Origin of the sequence: Streptomyces sp. NBRC 110028 (genome assembly GCF_001417735.1) — a bacterium.
In the GTDB taxonomy this organism is placed as follows: domain Bacteria; phylum Actinomycetota; class Actinomycetes; order Streptomycetales; family Streptomycetaceae; genus Streptomyces.
In genome coordinates, this window is record NZ_BBUZ01000053.1 from 1 (window position 1) to 20083 (window position 20083).

The window sequence follows — 20083 nt, forward strand, 5'->3', positions numbered from 1 at the left end:
TCCCGCTCACTGATGAGGAACGGTGAGGCTGCCGCGTCCGGCCTCGTTGTCGGCGCTCTGTGTCATTATGCGGACGCGTCCCAGGGGAGTGGGCCGCGTTCTGCTGAGTGCCAGGGGGCTGGGGATGGGTGCGGGTACGGAGCCGGATGGCTCGTCCAGATCTGACGAGGAGTGGGAGCGGTTTCTGCGCGAGTCGGTGGCGGGTACCGCCGACGCGCCCAAGGAGCCGTCGGCGCGGGCCCGCGGCGTGGCGAACCGGCTGCGTGCGGAGCCCGGCCGAGAGATGGAGGGCCGGCGCGGCTACCCGCCCGCGAGGCCCAGGCGGCGCACGGGCTGGTACGTGGCAGGGCTGCTGGCCTCGCTGGTGCTGCTGGTGGTGGCGCTCGCGCCGGGGTGGGCAGTGGATCTGTTCGCAGGTGGAGACTCCCCGCCGTTGGCGGCCGAGACCGCCCGCCCGACCGGGGCACCCCCGGCGGAGGCGGCCCGGCGGCCCACCACGAAGGAGCCGTTCCGCGGCTCGCCGGCGGCGAGCTGGGCGAGCGGAGCGGAGGGGATCACCGTGCCGGAGGCCGGGGCGGTCGGCTGGATGAGCGCGGCCGGGGTCGAGCGGGCCCTCGCCCGCAGCCGGGACTTCCTCGTCGCGTCCGGCCTGGACCGCGGGGTGCTGCGGGGTGAGCGCCCCGACAAGGCGGTCGCACTGATCAACCCGCACCAGAAGGACGTACAGGACCTTCTGAAGACCGCGTTCCGCAGCCCGAACGAGAAGAACGACCCGCTCCTCCTCTTCAGCCGCTTCCAGCCCTCCCGCACCCACCTGGTCGGCGACGTCGTGAAGACCCGGGGCCGGCTCACCTACCGGGAGGGTGAGCGCGGCGCGCTCCGGGTGACCGCCGACGTCACCTTCGTCTACCCGGTCAGCCGCGCGGACGCGGGCGGCGACGACGAGATCGTGCGCACGATCGTCCGGCGCGAGCTGGTTCTGAGCTGGGACGACCCGGACAAGGTGATCACCGAGCCGGGCACGTTCTCGATCGTCTCGTACAAGTACGCCATGACCAACGGCGGCTGCGGCGCCCCCACCGGCTACTTCGTCCCGCCCTTCGGCACGGACCGCCGCGCGGACGAGGCCGGCGCGGAGGTCGACCCGTATGACCGCAGCACGCCGGTCGTCCGCGGCGGGCCCGCCGCGGACGAGTGCGGGAGGGCGACCCGGTCCTAGGGGGCGCCCGGCGCGCTCAGGCAGGTTAAGCCCTGCCTGAATATTCTTTGCATAAAGCTGCCATCGAACGTATAGTCATGCCATCCGTGAGGGAGGATGGCAATGGCGATACGCGCAGCGGTGGCGGGAGCGAGTGGATACGCGGGCGGTGAGCTGCTGCGGCTGCTGCTCGCGCACCCCGAGGCCGAGATCGGCGCGCTGACCGGCAACACCAACGCCGGACAGCCGCTCGGCTCCCTCCAGCCGCACCTGGTCCCGCTGGCCGGCCGGGTGCTGGCGCCGACCGGGGCCGAGGCGCTGGCCGGGCACGACGTGGTGTTCCTCGCGCTGCCGCACGGGCAGTCCGCCGCCGTCGCCGAGCAGCTGGGCGACGAGGTGCTGGTGATCGACTGCGGTGCGGACTTCCGGCTGGAGGACGCGGCCGACTGGGAGAAGTTCTACGGTTCGCCGCACGCCGGCACCTGGCCGTACGGCCTCCCCGAGCTGCCGGGGGCCCGCGCCGCGCTGGAGGGGTCCAAGCGCGTCGCGGTTCCCGGCTGTTACCCCACCGCCGTCTCGCTCGCGCTGTTCCCGGCGTACGCGGCCGGGCTGGCCGGGCCCGACGCCGTGATCGTCGCCGCCACCGGGACCTCGGGCGCGGGCAAGTCGCCCAAGCCGCATCTGCTGGGCAGCGAGGTCATGGGGTCCATGAGCCCGTACGGCGTGGGCGGTGGCCACCGGCACACCCCGGAGATGATCCAGAACCTGTCGGCCGCGGCGGGGGAGCGGGTCTCGGTCTCCTTCACCCCGACCCTCGCCCCCATGTCCCGCGGCATCCTGGCCACCTGCAGCGCCCCGGCGAAGCCCGGCGTGACGGCGGGGACGCTGCGGGCCGCGTACGAGAAGGCGCTGGGCGACGAACCGTTCGTCCACCTCCTGCCGGAGGGGCAGTGGCCCTCCACCGCCGCCGTGTACGGATCCAACACCGCCCTGCTCCAGGTCGCCCTCGACGAGGCGGCGGGCCGGGTCATCGTGATCAGCGCGATCGACAACCTCACCAAGGGCACCGCGGGCGGCGCGGTCCAGAGCATGAACATCGCCCTCGGTCTCCCCGAGGAGCTGGGACTTTCCACGATCGGAGTCGCTCCATGAGTGTGACGGCAGCCAAGGGCTTCACCGCCTCCGGCGTCGCGGCAGGGATCAAGGAGAACGGGAACCCCGATCTCGCTCTCGTCGTCAACAACGGACCACGGCTGGCCGCCGCGGGCGTCTTCACCTCCAACCGCGTCAAGGCCGCCCCGGTGCTCTGGTCCGAGCAGGTCCTGAAGGGTGGCCAGGTCTCCGCCGTCGTCCTCAACTCCGGCGGCGCCAACGCCTGCACCGGCCCGCTCGGCTTCCAGGACACCCACGCGACCGCCGAGAAGACCGCCGACGTCCTCGGGCACAGCGCGGGTGAGATCGCCATCGCCTCCACCGGGCTCATCGGCATCCGGCTGCCCATGGAACGCCTGCTGTCCGGCATCGAGACGGCCGCCGCGGCCCTCGGCGAGCACGGCGGCGAGAAGGCCGCCATCGCCATCAAGACCACCGACAGCGTCCACAAGACGGCCGTCGCCACCGGTCCGGACGGGACGTGGACCGTCGGCGGCATGGCCAAGGGCGCGGGCATGCTGGCCCCGGGCCTGGCCACCATGCTCGTCGTGCTCACCACCGACGCCGACGTGGAGGCCGCCGCGCTGGACACCGCGCTGCGCGCTGCCACCCGCACCACCTTCGACCGGATCGACTCCGACGGCTGCATGTCGACCAACGACACCGTGCTGCTGCTGGCCTCCGGCGCCTCCGGGGTCGCCCCCGCCGCGGACGAGTTCGCCGAGGCGGTCCGCACCGTCTGCGCCGACCTCGCGCGGCAGCTGATCGCGGACGCGGAGGGCGCCTCCAAGGACATCCGCATCGAGGTCATCGGCGCCGCCACCGAGGACGACGCCGTGGAGGTGGGCCGCTCCATCGCCCGCAACAACCTCCTCAAGTGCGCCATCCACGGCGAGGACCCCAACTGGGGCCGGGTGCTCTCCGCGATCGGCACCACCTCCGCCACCTTCGAGCCCGACCAGCTCAACGTCGCCATCAACGACGTCTGGGTCTGCAAGAACGGTTCGGTCGGCGAGGACCGCGAGCTGGTCGACATGCGCTACCGCGAGGTCCGGATCACCGCGGACCTCGCGGCAGGCGGTGAGTCCGTGGTGATCTGGGGCAACGACCTGACGGCCGACTACGTCCATGAGAACAGCGCGTACTCCTCTTGACGTGCCCGCTTGGTTGTCGCGGGTCCCCGCCGTCACCGACGAGGGTTCCTGCTTCAACGGCGACTGCCCGGCTCGGACGCGTCCGAGACAGGTCTTACACCGCCTCCACAGGCCAGCACCGCCCGCCCGGCGGCTGAAACGAGAGTCTTCCGGAAGTCTGATATGACGGTCAATCACTCGCAAGAGCGAAAAAGCCCGGCTCGTAAACACACCGCCCTCCCCAAGGCCCGCATCCTCATCGAGGCGCTGCCGTGGCTGACCCGCCACCACGGCAAGACCGTCGTCATCAAGTTCGGCGGCAACGCCATGGTGGACGAGGAGCTGAAGGCCGCGTTCGCCCAGGACGTCGTCTTCCTCCGGCACGCCGGGCTGCGCCCGGTCGTCGTCCACGGCGGCGGCCCGCAGATCAGCGCCCAGCTCGACCGGCACGGCCTGGTCAGCGAGTTCAAGGCGGGCCTGAGGGTCACCACCGACGACGCGATGGACGTCGTACGGATGGTGCTGGCCGGGCAGGTGCAGCGCGAGCTGGTCGGGCTGCTCAACCAGCACGGTCCGCTCGCCGTCGGCATGACCGGCGAGGACGCCCATCTGATGTCCGCCACCAAGCACTTCGCCGAGATCGACGGCGAACAGGTGGACATCGGGCGGGTCGGCCAGATCACCGAGATCGACACCGGCGCCATCCAGGCGCTGCTGGACGACGGCCGCATCCCCGTCGTCTCCTCCATAGCGCGCAGCGCCGACGACGGCCACGTCTACAACGTCAACGCCGATACGGCGGCGGCCGCGCTGGCCGCCGCGCTGCGCGCCGAGACGCTGATGGTCCTCACCGACGTCGAGGGCCTGTACGCGGACTGGCCGAACAGCGACGAGGTGATCAGCCAGCTCGGTGCGAGCGAGTTGGAGAAGCTGCTGCCGGACCTGGCCAGCGGCATGGTGCCCAAGATGGAGGGCTGTCTGCACGCCGTACGCAACGGCGTCACCACCGCGCGCGTCATCGACGGGCGGGTGCAGCACTCGATCCTGCTGGAGATCTTCACGGACGAGGGCATCGGCACGATGGTCGTGCCGGACGCCGATGACGAGGGGGCGGACCAGTGAGCAACGCGGAGCTGACGCGGCGCTGGCAGGGCGCGATGATGGACAACTACGGGACGCCGCGCGTCCCGCTCACCCACGGCGAGGGCGCCACGGTGTGGGACGCGGACGGCAAGGAATACCTCGACTTCGTCAGCGGTATCGCCGTCAACTCCCTCGGCCACGCCCACCCCGCCGTCGTACGGGCCGTATCCGACCAGGTCGCCACGCTCGGCCACGTCTCGAACCTCTTCGTCGCCGAGCCCCCGCTGGCGCTCGCCGAGCGCCTGCTCCAGCTCTTCGGCCGCAGCGGGCGGGTCTACTTCTCCAACTCCGGCGCGGAGGCCGTCGAGGCCGCCTTCAAGATCGGGCGGCGGACCGGCCGTACCCATATGGTCGCCACCGAGGGCGGCTTCCACGGCCGGACCGTGGGCGCGCTCGCCCTGACCGGCCAGCCCGCCAAGCAGGAACCGTTCCTTCCGCTGCCGGGCGAGGTCACCCATGTGCCGTACGGCGACGCCGAGGCGCTGCGCGCGGCCGTCACCACCGACACCGCTCTGGTCATCGTCGAGCCCATCCAGGGCGAGAACGGCGTCATCGTCCCCCCGGCGGGCTACCTCGCCGCCGCCCGCGAGATCACCCGGGCCACCGGCACGCTGCTCGTGGTCGACGAGGTACAGACCGGAATCGGCCGTACCGGACACTGGTTCGAGCACCAGGCGCAGGGCGTCGAACCCGATGTCGTCACCCTCGCCAAGGGTCTCGGCGGCGGCCTGCCCATCGGCGCCACCGTCGCCTTCGGCCCCGCCGCCGACCTGCTGACCCCAGGTCAGCACGGGTCCACCTTCGGCGGGAACCCCGTCAGCTGCGCCGCCGCCGTCGCCGTCCTCGACACGATCGCGGCCGACGGCATCCTCGACCGCGTCAAGCGGGCGGGGGAGCGGCTGCGTGACGGAATCGAATCGCTCGACCACGCATTGATCGGCCAGGTCCGTGGCGCGGGGCTGCTGCTCGGTATCGTGCTCACAGAGCCCCTCGCGCCGCAGGTGCAGCAGGCGGCTCAGGACGCGGGACTCCTGGTGAACGCGACCGGGCCGGATGTGGTCCGGCTCGCGCCGCCGCTCGTCGTCGGCGACGACGCGGTGGACACCTTGCTCCGGGAGCTGCCCGCCGTCCTGGACGCCGCACACGAGGGCCAAGGGGAACGATGATCCGGAGACTGACGAGACGATGACCGAGGCCCAGCACACCGAGGCGGGGCACGACGCCGACGCGCACCACAACGGACCGTCCGTGCCGCAGACCCGCACCGCCCGCCACCGCCGGATCGTGGACATCCTGAACCGGCAGCCGGTCCGCTCCCAGAGCCAGCTCGCGAAGCTCCTCGCCGACGACGGACTGTCCGTCACCCAGGCGACGCTCTCCCGCGACCTGGACGAACTGGGCGCGGTGAAGATCCGCAACACCGGCGGTGAGCTGATCTACGCGGTGCCGAGCGAAGGCGGCGACCGCACGCCGCGCGCACCGCTCGGCGAGTCGGCGAGCGAGGCGCGGATGGCGCGGCTGGCGGGCGAACTCCTCATCTCCGCGGAGGCGTCGGCCAACCTCGTCGTCCTGCGCACCCCGCCCGGCGCGGCCCAGTTCCTGGCCTCGGCCATCGACTCGGCGGAGTTGCACGTCATCCTCGGCACGATCGCGGGCGACGACACGGTGCTCCTCATCAGCCGCGACCCCGGCGGCGGCCAGGCCCTGGCCGACCACCTCCTCCGCCTGGCCCAGAAGGCCCCCTGAGTCGAGCCGCTCATGTGGTCCCGGCACGTCGGTGACAGACGACGCGCCGGGCCGGTGCGGGCAGACAGGCTCCGCCGTGGCAGGTCCCGGAACGTCGGCATAGTCTGGCTGTAAGGGGAAATCTCCCTTTCGGTCCGGGGGCTGTCGGCCCGCCCACGCGCGTTCAGTGGCGACACCGGGCCCATCCCGCCCGGCCCCCGGCGTACCTGCTTTCCGGAGGTGCACGGATGATGCCTGCGACACGCCCCACGCCGAGGAATCCCATCACTGGCCAGGGGCACCGGGCGACGTCGTTGTGGTGCGCGTGGCCGTGGGAAGCCGGCCGGGCGTGGGAACCGGCCGTGGTGTGACGGCCGTCAACCGGCCGACCTGCGGGCCCGCCGCGCCATCCACGCCGCGACCACGGACCCCGACACGTTGTGCCACACCGAGAAGACGGCCGCGGGCAAAGCGGCGAGGGGGCTGAAGTGGGCAGCGGCAAGAGAGGCCGCCAGCCCGGAGTTCTGCATGCCGACCTCGAACGCCATCGCCCGGCTCGCCGGCGCGCCCAGCCGCGCGGCCTTGCCCGCCGCGTACCCCAGCGCCAGCCCCAGCCCGTTGTGCAGAACGACCGCCAGCAGCACCAGCCCCGCCGCCGACCGGATCGCATCCGCGCTGCCCGCGACGACGACCGCCACGATCACGCCGATCGTCACGGCGGACAGCCACGGCAGCACCCCCAGCACCCGCGCGATGTAACGCCCCGCCACCAGCCGTACGACCAGGCCGCCCACCACCGGCAGCAGCACCGTCTTCAGGATGTCGGTGACCATCGACTGCGCGTCCACCGGCAGGAACTCCCCGGCCAGCAGCAGCGTCAGCGGCGGGGTGACGAGCGGGGCGAGCACCGTGGAGACGGTGGCGACCGAGACGGACAGCGCCACATCACCCCGCGCCAGGTACGTCACCACATTGGACGCCGTACCGCTGGGCGCGCAGCCGACCAGGATGACGCCGGCCGCCAACTGCGGTGACAGCCCGAGGCCGTTGGCGATGAGCCAGCCCAGACCGGGCATGATCACATAGTGGGCGACCAGCCCGAGCGCCACCGCCCAGGGCCGTTTCACCACACCCGTGAAATCGGCAGGGGTCATGGTGAGCCCCATGCAGAACATGATCACGCCGAGCAGATAGGGAACGCTCGGGGCCCAGCCGGTGAAGGTGCCGGGCGTGCTCAGGCCCGCCACTCCGGCGGCGAGGACGAGCAGGGGGAAGACGGTGACGGCCCGCCGGGCCGCCCGGTCGGCGGACCCGGCAGCGGGCTCCGCCGATGACGAGGGGGAGTCCGTTGCGGGGCTCTTGGATTCGGATCGCACGGCGTGATCGAACGCCGCGCGACCCCCACCACGCAAGACCGTCTCGATATCTGGTCGCTACAACGAAAGCGGTTACGACGAAAGCGTCTACAACGAAAGCGGCGGCAACGGCAGCGGCAACCCCGGCAGCCCGTCCAGACTGCTGGCGACATGGTCCTTCCGCTCGCAGTAGGCGGTCAGCTTCTCCTCGTCGTCCTCGCGCCGAAACCGCTGGGCGTGCAGCGTGCGGTCCTCGCGGTAGTCCAGATACGGCACCGCGTACCCACACATGTCCCGGATCAGTTCGGCCGTCACCACGATGACCGCCCGCAGCCCGTGCGCGCGCACATCGACCCCCGGAAAGTGCTTGACCAGCCCGGCGAAGCGCGGATCGTCGCGGAACACCACCTCACCCCGCCCATGCACCCGCACGATGTTCGGCGGCCCGTCAAAGGCGCACCACATCAGCGTGATGCGGCCGTTCTCCCGCAGATGGGCGATGGTCTCCGCGTTGCTCCCGGAGAAGTCCAGGTAGGCCACGGTCAGTTCGTCCAGCACGGCGAACGAACCGGACACCCCTTTGGGCGAGAGGTTCACGGTGCCGTCCCCGGCCAGTGGCGCGGTGGCGGTGAAGAAAATCTTCTGCTGTTCGATAAATGTGCGAAGTCTGCCATCGATGCGTTCGTACACCTTTCCCATGTGGCGCATTATCCGCCGGGGTCGACGCCACAGGGATGATTCGATGGAGACATGGCAGACAAGAACAGTCGGCGGCACCGCCCCGGGATCCGGGTCCGCCGCGTGTACGACACCCCGGAGCCGGACGACGGCACCCGTGTCCTGGTGGACCGGATCTGGCCGCGCGGCCTGGCGAAGGAAGACGCCCGGCTGGACGAATGGGCCAAGGCCGCCGCGCCCTCGACCGAGCTGCGCCGCTGGTACGGACACGAGCCGGAGCGGTTCGCGGAGTTCGCCCGGCGGTATCGCGCGGAGCTGGCCGAACCGGAGCGCCGCGAGGCCGTGGACCACCTCCGCGAGCTGGCCGGGCAGGGCACCCTCACGCTCCTCACGGCCGTGAAGGACCTGAGCCACGGCCACGTGGGCCTCCTGGCGGACGCGGTACGCGGCCACCGCTGACCGCCGGCAGACGCACTCCGGTCACGAGACGCACAGCTCAGCCGAAAAACGCGCGAAACCGCTTGTCTGCCACGTCGTCCCCTCCGCCGTCACCGCGAACGCCTCCGCGCCCGGCTGCCGCTGCAGCCACGGGCGGGCGCGCTCGGCGCCCATCGCGCAGGCCGCCGTCGCCCAGGCGTCCGCCTCCGTCAAGCTGGTGCCGATCACCGTCACCGAGGCGAGGCCGTCCGCCGGGGGGCGGCCGGTGTGGGGGTCCAGGATGTGGCAGCCCCGCTCGGCCGGGCCCGAGGTGGCCACCGCCAGCTCGCCGTGCGCCTCCACCACCGCCAGCAGCTCACCGCGCCGCCTCGGGTCGGCGATGCCCACCCGCCACGGACCGCCGTGGACCTGCACGTCGCCGCCGCCGTTGACGCACACCGAACCGGCGCCCGCCGAGGCCAGCATCCGGGCGGCGCGCTCGACGGCCCAGCCCTTGACCAGGCCGGTCGGATCGGCCCGCTGCCCGGCGTAGCGCGCGGTGAACCAGCCGTCGCTGCGGTACGAGATCTCCTCGCACAGGTCCAGCACGTCCCGTACCTCCGGTTCGCAACTCGACAGCGTCAGCTCCCCGCGTCCCAGACGGCTGATCTGGCTGTCCTGGCGGTACGTGGAGAACAGCTCGTCCACCCGGTGCAGCCCCACCACGGCCCCGTCCAGCGCGGCCAGCACCCGGGGCCGGTCGGCGTCGTGGACCTCGCGCAGGTCGAAGGAGAAGACGGTGCCCATGACGTGTTCGACATGGCGCAGGGACTGGTCATCGCCGTACGTCATTTGGTACCCGCCTTGTCGAGAGCGCTCTGCAAGGACTTGGAGTAGCCCTCGCTGGTGTACGTCGCACCGGAGACGGTGTCGACCTTCGCGGCGGACACCGCCTGCTGGTTGAGCTGGGGGATGGAGTCCTTGGCGATCTGGTCGCTGCGCGGTCCGGAGTTCGGCGTCTTGACGGCCTGCGCGGCGGTGATCTTCCCGCCGCTCATGGTCACGCTGACCTGCACCGGCCCGTACTGCGTGTCGACGACGTCACCGGTGACGGTCTGCCCGCCCCCGCCCGCACCCGGCGCGGTGGCCGCGACGGGCGGCGGGGCCTGCCCGGCCGGGGGCCCGGCGACGTTCTGGCCGCCGGCGGGCTGCTTCAGCGCGAGCAGCGCCACCACACCGGCGACGGTGGCGGCCGTGCCCAGGACGATACGGCGCAGCGGATGTTTCCTCTTCATGGCTCCACCTCAGGTCACAGCTCGAAGGATTCATGATGGATACGGCGGTCGGGGACCCCCGCGTCGTGCAGCGCCTCGTACGCGTGCTCGGTCAGGCCCGGAGGCCCGCACAGATAGACGTCGTGCTCGTCGATGTCGGGCAGCAGCGCCCGCAGCCGCTCCGCGCTGATCTCCGGCCGGGCCCCGTCCGGGCCGTTGACGGCGTACAGCAGCCGGGCGTCGCGCTCGGTCGCGATCTGCTTCAGCTCGCTCCACAGCGCCAAGTCCTCGATGGTCCGGGCGCGGTAGAGCAGGGTCAGGTCGCCGCCCTTGCCGGGCAGCGTCTCGAACAGGGCCCGGATCGGGGTGATGCCCGCCCCACCGGCGATCATCAGCACCTTGCCCTGGCTGCGGCGGGACGCGGTCATCGCCCCGTACGGCCCCTCCGCCCACACCCGGGTCCCCGGCTTCAGCTCGGCGAGCCCCGTGCTGTGCCCGCCCACCGCCTTCACCGTGATCCGCAGCAGGTTGGGCCGGGGCGGGGCGGACAGCGAGTACGGATGGGAGCCCCACCGCAGCCCCGGGGCCAGGAACCGCCACCGGAAGAACTGCCCGGCCTCCGCGCCGATCCGGTGCAGCTTGCGCCCCTTGATCAGCACCGAGACGATCCCGGGCGCCTCCTGGACGACCGCCTCCACCCGCATCCGGTGCCGCAGGTTCAGCCGCAGCGGCACCAGTAGCCGGTACCAGATCGCCAGCGCGCTGACCGCGCCGTACAGCACGTACCACGCGGTCTGCGCCGTCATGTCGCCCACGAACTCGGCGCCGTTGCTGAGCTGGTGCCAGAAGGTCAGGAAGACGGCGGCGTAGGTGAGCAGATGCAGGTAGTACCAGACCTCGTACGGGAGCCTCCGGCGCACCATCCCGGCCGAGACCAGCCCGATCACCACCAGGGTCACCGTGCCGGCCGTCGCTTCGAGCATGTCGGGGAAGGTGAGCACCATCGTCTCGGTCTGCGCGACGAACGAGACGCCGGCCTGGGTCGCGTACCCCGCGATGATCAGGCCCACATGGGCGAGGATCAGGCACAGCGCGTACCGCCCGCTCATCGCGTGCCACCGCGCCACCCGGTCCGACCCCACCCGCCGCTCCAGCGCGGGCACCCGCGCCATCTGCAGCACCACCAGCGCCAGGACGTACCCGGCGAGCAGTCCGCTGAGCCGCCCGGCACCGTTCAGCCAGGCGGCGTTGCCGGTGACGTTCGGGGTGTTCATCCACCACAGCGACAGCACCGCGGCCGCCCCTGCCCAGCTCAGCAGCACCAGCGGCACGGCGGGGGAGCGCCGTGGCCGAATCTGGCGCAGGGCCAGCCGCCGACCGGCCCGGCTGTTCAATAGCGTCGTCACGGCCCGTCCCCTTCCTATGGCTCCGGTGCACAGGGGTACGGCTGGGAGCGGACGATGACTCAAAGGCCGACGGAATTCACAAATTTGCGGTACGCGCCCTCGAACTCCATGGCTTCGAGGGAGCCGATGGACCGGGACACGAACCGGTACGGCTGATCAGCCGAACGTCACGGCGCCCCCCGCAAGACGACTCCTCAGCCACCGGAACACGTACGGCAGGCGTCCCCCCGACCGGGGTCGTAGGGGGCGCCGCACACGCAGCGGGGCCAGCCCAGGCAGGAGGGGCACTGGGTGTGGGGATCGGCGACGGGGCGGCCGCAGGTGCCGCCCCGGCCTTCGCATTCGCGGTGCGGCGGGCGGTAGGCGACCGCTTGGGCCGGGGTGCGGTTGGTGGCCGTGGGCGCGGCCTGCGCCTGGTTCTCGGCCCGGTCGTCATCCTCGTCGGGGCGGCGGTCGGGGCCGTGGCCGGGCAGGAGCCATCCGCCACGGCAGACGCCGCACGGCTGGTCGTCCTCGGTCGGCCGGTCGGCCGGGGCGGGGTGCCAGCCGTCTTCGCACCGCCCCGCACACGAGGTGGCCGCCAGCAGCCACATCGCGACATCGTCGGGCCGGTAACCGTCCTCTCCCGCGTCGGCTTCACGTTCGAGGGGCCGGCCGGCCCACGTGGTCCACCAGCGGCGCTCGATCCGCGCGATCAGCCGGGTGGCGGGCTGCCGGAGCAGCTCCTCGCGCACGGTCTGCACAACGGCCGGGGGCACGCCGCCCCCGCAGGCGCGCAGCAGCTTGCCCGGCAGCGCGGAGAGAACGGCGCGGACGGGGTCGGTGGTGGTGGCCGTGCGCCGGCAGGCATCGCACTGGTCCCAGGCACGGGGGTAGTAGGTGCGCGTCCAGCGGCGGTGCTTGTCCTTGCGCTTGTCGGGCTCGACGCGGGTGGGGGCCTCGGCGGAGGCCGGGCGCTCGGACAGCGGCGCGGAGCAGGTGCGGCAGCGGCCCTGGCAACCGCGGCAGGGCCTGCCCTCCTGGTCGGTGACCGCCTGGCACACCGGGCACTCCCGGCGGCAGACCGTGCACAGATGGTCCTCCGGATGCGGCTGCGGCAGCCAGCGCTGCTCACCCTGACACCGCACGCACTTCCGGGTGTCGATGTCCTCGAGGTGGGTGGGGAGGGTCGGCCGGCCAGGGCACTGGTCGCACTGGACGATGGCCCGGTCGGTGTTGCGGTGCAGGATCACGCGGCGCTCCCGGCGTGGTGGACGGAGGCGAGTCGACCAGCCTAGCGGGTGGCCCGGAAGTCGGCGGATTACGGAGTCGTATGATCGCTGACCACGTCGTTCGTTGTAAGGAATCCCATGTCCATGCCGCCCCCGCCGCAGGGGAACCCGTACGCTTCCGCGCCGCCGCAGGGGAACCCGTACGCCTCCGCCCCGCCCCAGGGGAACCCGTACGCCGCCGCGCCGCCCCAGACCCCGTACGGGCACCCGCAACCGGCACCCGGCTACCCCCAGGCACACCAGATGCCCGGTTACGGCCAGCCGATGGCCGGGGTTCCGCAGCCGCCCACCTGCCGGATCTGCGCGGCGTATCCGGCGGTGGAGGTCACCATCCGCGGCCACGTCGGCATGCTGCTGATGATGCGGTTCCTGAAGTGGCAGGGCCCGTTCTGCCGTACGTGCGGTACGGCGATGCGTCGGCAGGCGACGACCAACACGCTGTGGCAGGGCTGGTGGAGCCCGTTCTCGCTGTTCATCTTCAACCCGTACACGATCATCAACAACCTGGTGGTCCGGGGGAAGCTCAACAAGCTCCCGGAGCCGGGACCCGCCACCCATGTGGCGCGCCCCGACCCCGGAAAGTCCGTGCTTCAGCGCCCGGCGTCGTACGTCGCGCTGGTGCCCATCCTCTGGTTCCTGTTCCTCATCGTCCGAGGCGGCTAGCCGACGCCGGCCGCGCCAGGCCCGCCACGGCGAAGGCCAGTGCCACCAGCAGCGCGCTCACCCAGACCGGCGAGCGGTAGCCCAGCCCCGCGCCCAGCGTGAGCCCGCCGAGAGCCGGACCGACCGCCGCGCCCACATTGAGCGCGGCGGTCGCGAACGCCCCGCCCAGCGCGGGCGCTTCGGCCGCCGCGTACAGCGCCCGCGTGATCAGCGTGGACCCCACACCGAACGACAGCGCGCCCTGCACCAGCACCAACACGATCGCCACCCCCGGCTGGTCCGCGCCCACCGACAGCAGCAGCCAGCCGACGAGCAGGGCCGCCCCGCCCGGCACCAGCACCAGCATCGGCCGGGCGTCCGACCACCGCCCGGCGACCGTCACCCCGGCGAACGACCCGAACCCGAACAGCGCCAGCACGACCGGCACCCAGGACTCGTTCAGGCCGCTCACGTTCGTGATGAGCGGCGTCAGAAAGGTGAAGGTGCAGAACGTCGCCGCGTTCACCAGCATCCCCAGCCCCAGCGTCACCAGCAGCCGGGGACCGCGCAGCGCCCGCAGCTCACCGCGTGCGCTCGGCGCCTTTGTGGCCTGAGGCCGGTGCGGTACGGACCGTACGATCGCGAAGAGAGCCGGTACGGAGACGAGCGCCACCGCCCAGAACGCCGAACGCCACCCCCAGACCTGCCCCAGCACGGCCCCGGCCGGAACCCCGGCCACACACGCGAGCGTGACCCCGCCCAGCAACGCGGACGTGGCCCGCCCCTTGGCACTCGGCTCGACCATCCCGGTCGCCGTCGCGAGCCCCACGGCCAGGAACCCGGCATTGGCCAGCGCCCCCAGCACCCGGGTGGCCAGCAACACGGCGAAGCTGGTGGTGAGGGCACCGACGACATGGACGGCCACGAAGGCCGTCAGAAACACCAGCAGCGCGCGGCGCTGTGGCCACCGCATGCTGAGGAGCGCCATCAACGGCGCCCCCACGATCATCCCCACCGCGAACGCCGACGTCAGCGCGCCCGCGGCGGGGATGGACACATTCAGATCGCTTGCGATGTCCGGTACGAGACCGGACAGCATGAATTCGGATGTCCCTTGGGCGAAGACCGCCAGTCCCAGGACGTAGATGGCATAAGGCATGAAGGCTCCATGCATCGGCTCGAAGAAGAGAAGAGGGCCGATGACCGGATGGTTCGGTGAAGGCGCCACCGAACGAACCGGTGGCTAGAGCCTGGATGCCTCGGGACTGGACATGGCGGCTAGCTTAACCCCGGTCCGCCGCCGTGTGGGTCACGAAGGAAGCCCATGCGGTGGGGGAGAAGGCGAGCTGGGGCCCCTGCTTGTCCTTGGAGTCCCGCACGTGGATGGTGTCCGGGCAGGCGGCTACCTCTACGCATTCGTCGCCGTCGCTTCCGCTGTAAGTGGACTTGTGCCAGGAGAGGGCGACCTCTACGCAGCTGTCGCCGTCGCCGGTGGAGTAGCTGCTTTTGAACCAGGCCAGTTCGCTGCTCATAGCGCTCCTCGGATCTGCTTCAGCAGGCTCACGGAGTCCCCAGAGGTGAGAGCCTGTGAACGCAGTTTCGCATACCGCATCTGGAGCACGCTGACGTCCTTACGGTCAGAAATCAGCAAACCGCCTCGCTGAGCTTCGGAGTATCCGAACCACTCGTTATCCGGGGTCTCCAGCAACCGGATGGGTCCATTCAGCCCCGCGTGCTCCTCGCACACCAGCGGCATGAGCTGGAGCTCGATGTTCCGGAGGGCGGCGTGCTCCAGGAGGTGGTCAACGAGCTCTCGGGTCACGTCCGCACCACCGGTGCGGCGCCGGATCAGCGCCTCCTCGATGATGAAGCTGAACGCGGTGTTGGGCCTCTCACGGAGCAGGCGTTGACGCTCTTGGCGAGCAGCGAGCTGGGCCTCGATCTGCTCGTCGGCGAGCGGCGGCACGCCACTGTCGAAGACCGCACGTGCATACGCCTCCGTCTGCAAGAGCCCAGGGATCGCCCTGCACTCGTACATGCAGATGCTGATCGCCTGTTCCTCCAGCGCGGCCCACTGCCGGAACCACGCCGCCAAGCCCGGCTTCCGCACCAGACACTTCGCCGCCGCCCGCAGCACCCCGAACGCATCGAGCACGTCCTCCGCCCGGTCCACGTACTCCCGTTGCGGGAACCGCCGACCCTGTTCGATCGAGGCCTGTGTCTGGACCGAGTACTGGAGCAGCGGGGCCAGTTGCTCCTGGGTGTAGCCCGCTCGTTCTCGGAAGACCTTGACGATCGCCCCGAACGTCTTGAGGCTGTCCGTGGACTCCGGTTCGTTGTTGCCGCACGAGTTGTCGGCCATCGTCGGCCACCTCCGATGGTGCCTGGTGTACTGAACCTGACTATCTGCCCAACTCGGCCATGGTCACGGTCCGTTATGCGTACAGTCCACCAGCCGCACTCGTACAGTGACGCAGAGTACGAGGAGGTGATCTGGCCTGGTCATTCGCCGAACCGCAACGGTGACGCCATGTCAATCCCAGCGCATCCCGGAACGACTTCCGATCAGATCGCCCAACGCTTCAGCTCCACCCGACGCGGCGCCCGCCTCGCCCGGCTGCTCGTGCTCCAGCAACTCGACGCGTGGGGCTTCCCCTACCGCAGCCAGCCGTCCGACCTCATCGCCGCGATCGTGGCCGAACTCGCCGCCAACGCCGTCACCCACGGTCGCGTGCCCGGCCGGGACTTCGAGGTCCGACTGACCCGCACCGCCGCCACTCTCCGCGTCGAGGTGGCGGACACCCGCACCGAGGGACGGCCGCCCGTCGAGGACGCACCCGCCGCACCCCCGCCGGACTCCGAGACCGGGCGCGGTCTGCTGCTGGTCGCGGGGCTTGCCGCGCGCTGGGGCGTGGCGGAGCGGCGGGGGCCGGGGAAGGTGGTCTGGGCCGAGATCGACCTCACTTGCCGTGGTGGCCGAACTTGATCGGATAGGAGACGGTCGAGCGCGGCACCGGCTTCTTGGTGCCCTTCTTCTTGTCGTCCTTCTTCGCGTCATCCTTCTGGAAGTGGATGGGATACCGCCCCGTCTGGTGCGGCTGGGGCGACTTGCCGCCGTCCTTGTCGTCGCCGTCACCGTGGCCGTTGATCCACAGCACGCCCACCACGACCACGCCGAATATCAGCATCTGGTTCTTCTTGTCCGCCACCGACTCCCCCTCGGTCCGCCGATCGCCCGCCCCCGCCCGTCAGCCATGGTGGCATCACCGCACCGGCGCCGACACCGCTGTCTTTCGGCCATGATTGCCAGATGGGGCTGAGACAGTTTTCAGAAGTGAACGGAGAGTCGTACGGTCTGCACAGCCTGATACACGAAGAGGAGCGGTACTGAGCGATGGATAAGCCCTCCGGTTCCGCCCCTCTTCGCGTCGGTGTTCTCGGCGCGTCATCGATCGCCCGGCGGAGGACACTCCCCGCGTTGCGCGACTGCCCGGACACCACGGTCGTTGCCATCGCCAGCCGCGACCGCAAGAAGGCCGACGACTTCGCCGCCCACTTCGGCTGCGCCGCCGTACAGGGCTATGAGCAGCTGATCGAACGCGAGGACATCGACGCCGTCTACGTCTCGCTGCCCAACGCCCTGCACCACCCATGGGTGCGTGAACTGCTCACCCACGGCAAGCATGTGCTGGCCGAAAAGCCGCTCACCACCAGTCCACAGGACACCGCGGAGCTGGTGCGGCTGGCGGCGGAGCGAAGACTGGTCCTGCGGGAGAACATCGCGTTCGTCCACCACGGGCTGCACCGGCGGGTGGCCGGCATGGTGGCGGACGACCGCATCGGGGAACTCCGGCACGTCCAGGCGTCGTTCTGCATCCCGCCGCTGCCCTCCACCGACGTGCGCTATCGGGCGGACCTCGGCGGTGGGGCCCTCCTCGACACCGGGATCTATCCCGTCCGGCTCGCGCAGTACTTCCTCGGCGACGAGCTGACCGTCGCCGGTTCCGCGCTGCGCGAGGGGCCGGAGGCGGGGGTCGACGTGGCGGGCAGCGCCCTGCTCGTGGCGACGGCCGGGGCGACCGCCGCGCTCGCCTTCGGCTTCGAGCACAGCTACGGCTCGATGTACACGCTGTGGGGCAGCAAGGCGCGACTGATCGTCGACCGGGCGTTCACTCCGCCGCACACCATGTCGCCGGTGATCCGCATCGACGAGCAGGACCACGCCGAGGAGATCGTGCTCCCCGCCGAGCACCAGTTCGCCAACTCGGTGGCCTCCTTCGCCGACGCGGTACGGCGGACGCGGGCCACGGGGGCGGACCCGGGCCACGCCGCATGGGCCGCCACGACAGTGCGTACCGCCGAACTGCTCGCCCGGATCGCCGAGGCAGCCGTCCGCGTCAGCGGGCGGCCAGCATGTTCTCGATGAGGTCGGCGGCGCGCGGGGTGCCGCCCTCGGCCAGGGCGTCGGCCTGCAACTGCTTGGACCGGACGTTACGTTCCGGATCCTTGACCAGGTCGTTCAGCGCCGCCCGAAGGGTCTCGGCGGTGGCGTCGGCGGTGTCCACGCGGCGGGCGACGCCGAGTTCCACGAGCCGGTCGGCGTTCATGAACTGCTCGGCCGCCTGCGGCACGGCGATCATGGCAACACCGGCGAGGAGCCCGATGCCGCAGCTGCCCATGCCGGCGTGGGTGACGAAGGCGTCGGCCTGTTCCAGGATCGCCCGCTGCGGGATCCAGGAGGAGTGCACCTCGACGTTGGGCGGGACGGTGCCGAGTTCGCCGGGGTCGGTGTGCTTGCCGATCTGGAGGACAACGTGCCAGCCGGGCAGGTCGCCGAAGGCGGCGACGCACTGGCGGTAGAACGCCGGCTGGCGCGTGTACGACGAACCGAGCGAGATCAGCATGAGGTTGTCCGCGGCCGCCGGGCGGGTCCAGCCATGCGTGTCCGCTTCGGTGTCGAGGCAGGGACCGACGATGGACACCCTGTCGGTGTCGACCCGGTCGGCGTGCGGCTGCATCGCTCGCGGGATCAGGGCGAGCGCCCGGCCGGGCAGGCCGGAGAACGTGTCCACGTCCGTGGTGGTCGCACCGCAGTCGGCGAGCCACCGCGCGAACCTCTCCCGGTACGCGTCGGCGCCCGGCAGCTTGCGCAGATGCACCGCGACCTCCTCCTGGAAGCCCTCCCATCCGACGAACGTCGGGGACAGCTGCACGAGGGGACGACCCTGCGCCTCCGCGAGGGCACGCGCGGCACTGGCGCCGATGTCGTAGAGGTACAGGTCGGCCGGATCGTCGTCGTAGGCGGCGCGCAGTTGCGGGAGCGCCTGGACGGCGTTGTCCAGGAAGAGGCTCGCCGCGGCGATGGGATCGGCGGGCCAGTCGCCGTGCGCGACGGGCAACGTGGAGGTGCAGGGCACCAGCTCCGCGCCGGTGGACTCGATCCGGTCGGCCACTGACGGGTCGTTGGCGTAGGTGACCCGGTGCCCGCGGGCCACCAGCTCACGGATGAGCGGCAGGCTGGGCAGGATATGGCTGATGGTGGGGACGCCGACCATCGCGATATGGGCGCGGCGACGGGACATGGGCGATCACTCGTTTCTGGCGCGGGACGGGGGCGGGCGTGTGGCGAGGGCATGATAGTCCGTACGCACCTGGTGAAGTGCCCCTGGCGAGGCGGTAGTTGGGGATGTTCGCCGGTGATCGCGGAGCCTTTGCGGAAAACCCGTTGGCGGGCCTCGGCGAGCACTGCTACTTTTCCGGAGGCCGTGCGAGAGAACGAGGAGGTGGTACCCGTGAACGTATCGACATGGGTGCTCCCCTCCGGGGTCACGGTCGGGCGATAGGCAGGTCGTCCGGGAGCGCCGTTCACGCGCACTCCCGAAAGGCACGACCATGCGATTCACTTCTGAGCAGCGCCTCGACGACGGCGTCATCGAGCGCGCATTCACCCTCGGCGAGATCCCCGGCATCCTGTGGACGCCCGGAACCGCATCCGCATCCGCACCGGCGCCGCTGATCCTGCTCGGCCACCCCGGCGGACTGCACAAGATGTACCCCCGACTGGTGGCCCGGGCCCGGCACTGCGCGGCGGAGGGCTTCGCCACGGCCACCATCGAACTCCCCGGAAGCGGTGACCGGCCCCGTTCCGCCGCCGCCGAGCAGGCCCGCGCCGACCTGCACCGGGCCCTGGAGGCCGGCGGGCCGGTCGACGACGGGATCGTGGACCGGCTCGTCCTCCCGCTGGTCGAAAAGTCGGTCCCCGAATGGCAGGCCGCCCTGGACGCCCTGCTTCCGCTGCCCGGGGTCGGCGGCCCGGTCGGGTACTCGGGGGGAGTGATCGCCATCGGGGTCCGGCTGGCGGTGGTCGAGCCGCGCATCTCGGCCGCCGTTCTGTTCGCCGGGAGTTTCGTGCCGCGCACCCTGTTCGAGGAGGCCCGGCAGGTCACCATTCCGCTGCACGTCCTGCTCCAGTGGGACGACGAGGGGAACGACCGGCAGCGGGCCCTGGACCTGTTCGACGCCTTCGGCTCCGAGGACAAGACGCTGAACGCCAACATGGGCGGGCACACCGGCGTCCCGCGGTCCGCGGGGGACGCCGCGGCCCGGTTCTTCACCCGGCACCTCAGCTAGTGCCGCGTCAGCCAAGGTTCACCCCGCTCGCCGCCCTGGCACGGCCATCTGCGGCGTTG

22 protein-coding genes are annotated in these 20083 nt (G+C 71.3%); 11 read left to right on the forward strand and 11 right to left on the reverse strand.

Going from position 1 to position 20083, the window contains the following annotated elements; translation table 11 throughout:
- Positions 1-124: 124 nt before the first annotated feature.
- From ASC60_RS35540 to ASC60_RS35565, 6 genes are all read left to right on the forward strand, one after another.
- Positions 125-1219: a hypothetical protein gene (locus tag ASC60_RS35540; protein WP_055557848.1), complete on the forward strand. Its 1095-nt coding sequence runs from the start codon at positions 125-127 to the stop codon at positions 1217-1219.
- Positions 1220-1321: 102 nt separating this feature from the next.
- Positions 1322-2350 carry an N-acetyl-gamma-glutamyl-phosphate reductase gene (argC, locus tag ASC60_RS35545; RefSeq protein WP_055557849.1) on the forward strand — a complete coding sequence of 343 codons (1029 nt, stop codon included), beginning with the start codon at positions 1322-1324 and terminating at the stop codon, positions 2348-2350.
- The gene (gene argJ / locus ASC60_RS35550) at positions 2347-3504 is read left to right on the forward strand and encodes a bifunctional glutamate N-acetyltransferase/amino-acid acetyltransferase ArgJ (protein ID WP_055557850.1); all 1158 of its coding nucleotides are present in this window, start codon (positions 2347-2349) and stop codon (positions 3502-3504) included. Before argC ends, argJ begins: the two co-directional genes overlap by 4 nt.
- A 162-nt stretch (positions 3505-3666) precedes the next feature.
- The gene (gene argB / locus ASC60_RS35555; protein ID WP_055557851.1) at positions 3667-4605 is read left to right on the forward strand and encodes an acetylglutamate kinase; all 939 of its coding nucleotides are present in this window, start codon (positions 3667-3669) and stop codon (positions 4603-4605) included.
- Complete coding sequence (locus ASC60_RS35560; RefSeq protein WP_079038843.1) at positions 4602-5792, forward strand: acetylornithine transaminase; 1191 nt, start codon at positions 4602-4604, stop codon at positions 5790-5792. The genes argB and ASC60_RS35560 overlap by 4 nt, the downstream gene beginning before the upstream one ends.
- 19 nt (positions 5793-5811) lie before the next feature.
- Entirely contained in the window at positions 5812-6372 is a 561-nt protein-coding gene (locus tag ASC60_RS35565; RefSeq protein WP_055557852.1) for an arginine repressor, read from the forward strand.
- 356 nt (positions 6373-6728) lie between these two features.
- On the opposite strand, the gene ASC60_RS35570 is transcribed toward ASC60_RS35565, so the two are convergent.
- Entirely contained in the window at positions 6729-7727 is a 999-nt protein-coding gene (locus ASC60_RS35570; protein ID WP_055557853.1) for a bile acid:sodium symporter family protein, read from the reverse strand.
- 87 nt (positions 7728-7814) lie between these two features.
- Positions 7815-8405: a pyridoxamine 5'-phosphate oxidase family protein gene (locus ASC60_RS35575; protein ID WP_055557854.1), complete on the reverse strand. Its 591-nt coding sequence runs from the start codon at positions 8403-8405 to the stop codon at positions 7815-7817.
- Between the two features lie 51 nt (positions 8406-8456).
- On the opposite strand from ASC60_RS35575, the gene ASC60_RS35580 reads away from it, so the two are divergent.
- Positions 8457-8843 (forward strand): DUF488 domain-containing protein, encoded by a 387-nt coding sequence (locus tag ASC60_RS35580; protein WP_055557855.1) that lies wholly within the window; start codon positions 8457-8459, stop codon positions 8841-8843.
- A gap of 21 nt (positions 8844-8864) precedes the next feature.
- On the opposite strand, the gene ASC60_RS35585 is transcribed toward ASC60_RS35580, so the two are convergent.
- From ASC60_RS35585 to ASC60_RS35600, 4 genes are all read right to left on the reverse strand, one after another.
- Complete coding sequence (locus ASC60_RS35585; RefSeq protein WP_234357272.1) at positions 8865-9653, reverse strand: FAD:protein FMN transferase; 789 nt, start codon at positions 9651-9653, stop codon at positions 8865-8867.
- A complete protein-coding gene (locus tag ASC60_RS35590) occupies positions 9650-10096 on the reverse strand; it encodes an FMN-binding protein (protein ID WP_055557856.1) in 447 nt (148 codons plus the stop codon). The genes ASC60_RS35585 and ASC60_RS35590 overlap by 4 nt, the downstream gene beginning before the upstream one ends.
- 14 nt (positions 10097-10110) lie before the next feature.
- Positions 10111-11481 (reverse strand): ferric reductase-like transmembrane domain-containing protein, encoded by a 1371-nt coding sequence (locus ASC60_RS35595; protein ID WP_055557857.1) that lies wholly within the window; start codon positions 11479-11481, stop codon positions 10111-10113.
- 194 nt (positions 11482-11675) lie between these two features.
- A complete protein-coding gene (locus ASC60_RS35600; protein WP_055557858.1) occupies positions 11676-12713 on the reverse strand; it encodes a hypothetical protein in 1038 nt (345 codons plus the stop codon).
- Positions 12714-12830: 117 nt separating this feature from the next.
- Between ASC60_RS35600 and ASC60_RS35605 the strand changes: the two genes are divergently transcribed.
- Positions 12831-13415: a hypothetical protein gene (locus ASC60_RS35605; protein WP_234357273.1), complete on the forward strand. Its 585-nt coding sequence runs from the start codon at positions 12831-12833 to the stop codon at positions 13413-13415.
- On the opposite strand, the gene ASC60_RS35610 is transcribed toward ASC60_RS35605, so the two are convergent.
- The 3 genes from ASC60_RS35610 to ASC60_RS35620 all read right to left on the reverse strand — a co-directional run bounded on the left by ASC60_RS35610 (position 13396) and on the right by ASC60_RS35620 (position 15756).
- Positions 13396-14553 (reverse strand): Cmx/CmrA family chloramphenicol efflux MFS transporter, encoded by a 1158-nt coding sequence (locus ASC60_RS35610; RefSeq protein WP_055557859.1) that lies wholly within the window; start codon positions 14551-14553, stop codon positions 13396-13398. The genes ASC60_RS35605 and ASC60_RS35610 overlap by 20 nt on opposite strands.
- 124 nt (positions 14554-14677) lie before the next feature.
- Positions 14678-14926 carry a DUF397 domain-containing protein gene (locus ASC60_RS35615; protein WP_055557860.1) on the reverse strand — a complete coding sequence of 83 codons (249 nt, stop codon included), beginning with the start codon at positions 14924-14926 and terminating at the stop codon, positions 14678-14680.
- The gene (locus ASC60_RS35620) at positions 14923-15756 is read right to left on the reverse strand and encodes a helix-turn-helix transcriptional regulator (RefSeq protein ID WP_055557861.1); all 834 of its coding nucleotides are present in this window, start codon (positions 15754-15756) and stop codon (positions 14923-14925) included. The genes ASC60_RS35615 and ASC60_RS35620 overlap by 4 nt, the downstream gene beginning before the upstream one ends.
- Before the next feature lie 168 nt (positions 15757-15924).
- Between ASC60_RS35620 and ASC60_RS35625 the strand changes: the two genes are divergently transcribed.
- Positions 15925-16380, forward strand: a complete 456-nt coding sequence (locus ASC60_RS35625) for an ATP-binding protein (RefSeq protein WP_055557862.1) — start codon at positions 15925-15927, stop codon at positions 16378-16380.
- On the opposite strand, the gene ASC60_RS35630 is transcribed toward ASC60_RS35625, so the two are convergent.
- Positions 16355-16603 (reverse strand): hypothetical protein, encoded by a 249-nt coding sequence (locus tag ASC60_RS35630; protein ID WP_055557863.1) that lies wholly within the window; start codon positions 16601-16603, stop codon positions 16355-16357. The two genes, ASC60_RS35625 and ASC60_RS35630, sit on opposite strands and share 26 nt — an antisense overlap.
- Before the next feature lie 185 nt (positions 16604-16788).
- Here ASC60_RS35630 and ASC60_RS35635 point away from each other — a divergent pair, with 185 nt between their 5' ends.
- Positions 16789-17820 carry a Gfo/Idh/MocA family protein gene (locus ASC60_RS35635; RefSeq protein WP_055557864.1) on the forward strand — a complete coding sequence of 344 codons (1032 nt, stop codon included), beginning with the start codon at positions 16789-16791 and terminating at the stop codon, positions 17818-17820.
- Here ASC60_RS35635 and ASC60_RS35640 read toward each other — a convergent pair.
- Positions 17792-18976, reverse strand: coding sequence for a macrolide family glycosyltransferase (locus ASC60_RS35640; RefSeq protein WP_199831143.1), 1185 nt, complete (start codon positions 18974-18976; stop codon positions 17792-17794). The two genes, ASC60_RS35635 and ASC60_RS35640, sit on opposite strands and share 29 nt — an antisense overlap.
- 310 nt (positions 18977-19286) lie before the next feature.
- Here ASC60_RS35640 and ASC60_RS35645 point away from each other — a divergent pair, with 310 nt between their 5' ends.
- Entirely contained in the window at positions 19287-20024 is a 738-nt protein-coding gene (locus tag ASC60_RS35645; protein ID WP_055557865.1) for a dienelactone hydrolase family protein, read from the forward strand.
- The last annotated feature ends 59 nt before the right edge of the window (positions 20025-20083 follow it).

Coding starts and splice junctions, on each gene's coding strand:
- ASC60_RS35645 (WP_055557865.1), top strand. CDS start 19,287: ATGCGATTCACTTCTGAGCAGCGCCTCGACGACGGCGTCATCGAGCGC.
- ASC60_RS35605 (WP_234357273.1), top strand. CDS start 12,831: ATGTCCATGCCGCCCCCGCCGCAGGGGAACCCGTACGCTTCCGCGCCG.
- argB (WP_055557851.1), top strand. CDS start 3,667: ATGACGGTCAATCACTCGCAAGAGCGAAAAAGCCCGGCTCGTAAACAC.
- ASC60_RS35620 (WP_055557861.1), bottom strand. CDS start 15,756: ATGGCCGACAACTCGTGCGGCAACAACGAACCGGAGTCCACGGACAGC.
- ASC60_RS35615 (WP_055557860.1), bottom strand. CDS start 14,926: ATGAGCAGCGAACTGGCCTGGTTCAAAAGCAGCTACTCCACCGGCGAC.
- ASC60_RS35625 (WP_055557862.1), top strand. CDS start 15,925: ATGTCAATCCCAGCGCATCCCGGAACGACTTCCGATCAGATCGCCCAA.
- ASC60_RS35635 (WP_055557864.1), top strand. CDS start 16,789: ATGGATAAGCCCTCCGGTTCCGCCCCTCTTCGCGTCGGTGTTCTCGGC.
- ASC60_RS35565 (WP_055557852.1), top strand. CDS start 5,812: ATGACCGAGGCCCAGCACACCGAGGCGGGGCACGACGCCGACGCGCAC.
- ASC60_RS35610 (WP_055557859.1), bottom strand. CDS start 14,553: ATGCCTTATGCCATCTACGTCCTGGGACTGGCGGTCTTCGCCCAAGGG.
- ASC60_RS35580 (WP_055557855.1), top strand. CDS start 8,457: ATGGCAGACAAGAACAGTCGGCGGCACCGCCCCGGGATCCGGGTCCGC.
- ASC60_RS35540 (WP_055557848.1), top strand. CDS start 125: ATGGGTGCGGGTACGGAGCCGGATGGCTCGTCCAGATCTGACGAGGAG.
- ASC60_RS35640 (WP_199831143.1), bottom strand. CDS start 18,976: ATGTCCCGTCGCCGCGCCCATATCGCGATGGTCGGCGTCCCCACCATC.
- argC (WP_055557849.1), top strand. CDS start 1,322: ATGGCGATACGCGCAGCGGTGGCGGGAGCGAGTGGATACGCGGGCGGT.
- ASC60_RS35590 (WP_055557856.1), bottom strand. CDS start 10,096: ATGAAGAGGAAACATCCGCTGCGCCGTATCGTCCTGGGCACGGCCGCC.
- ASC60_RS35585 (WP_234357272.1), bottom strand. CDS start 9,653: ATGACGTACGGCGATGACCAGTCCCTGCGCCATGTCGAACACGTCATG.
- ASC60_RS35575 (WP_055557854.1), bottom strand. CDS start 8,405: ATGGGAAAGGTGTACGAACGCATCGATGGCAGACTTCGCACATTTATC.
- argJ (WP_055557850.1), top strand. CDS start 2,347: ATGAGTGTGACGGCAGCCAAGGGCTTCACCGCCTCCGGCGTCGCGGCA.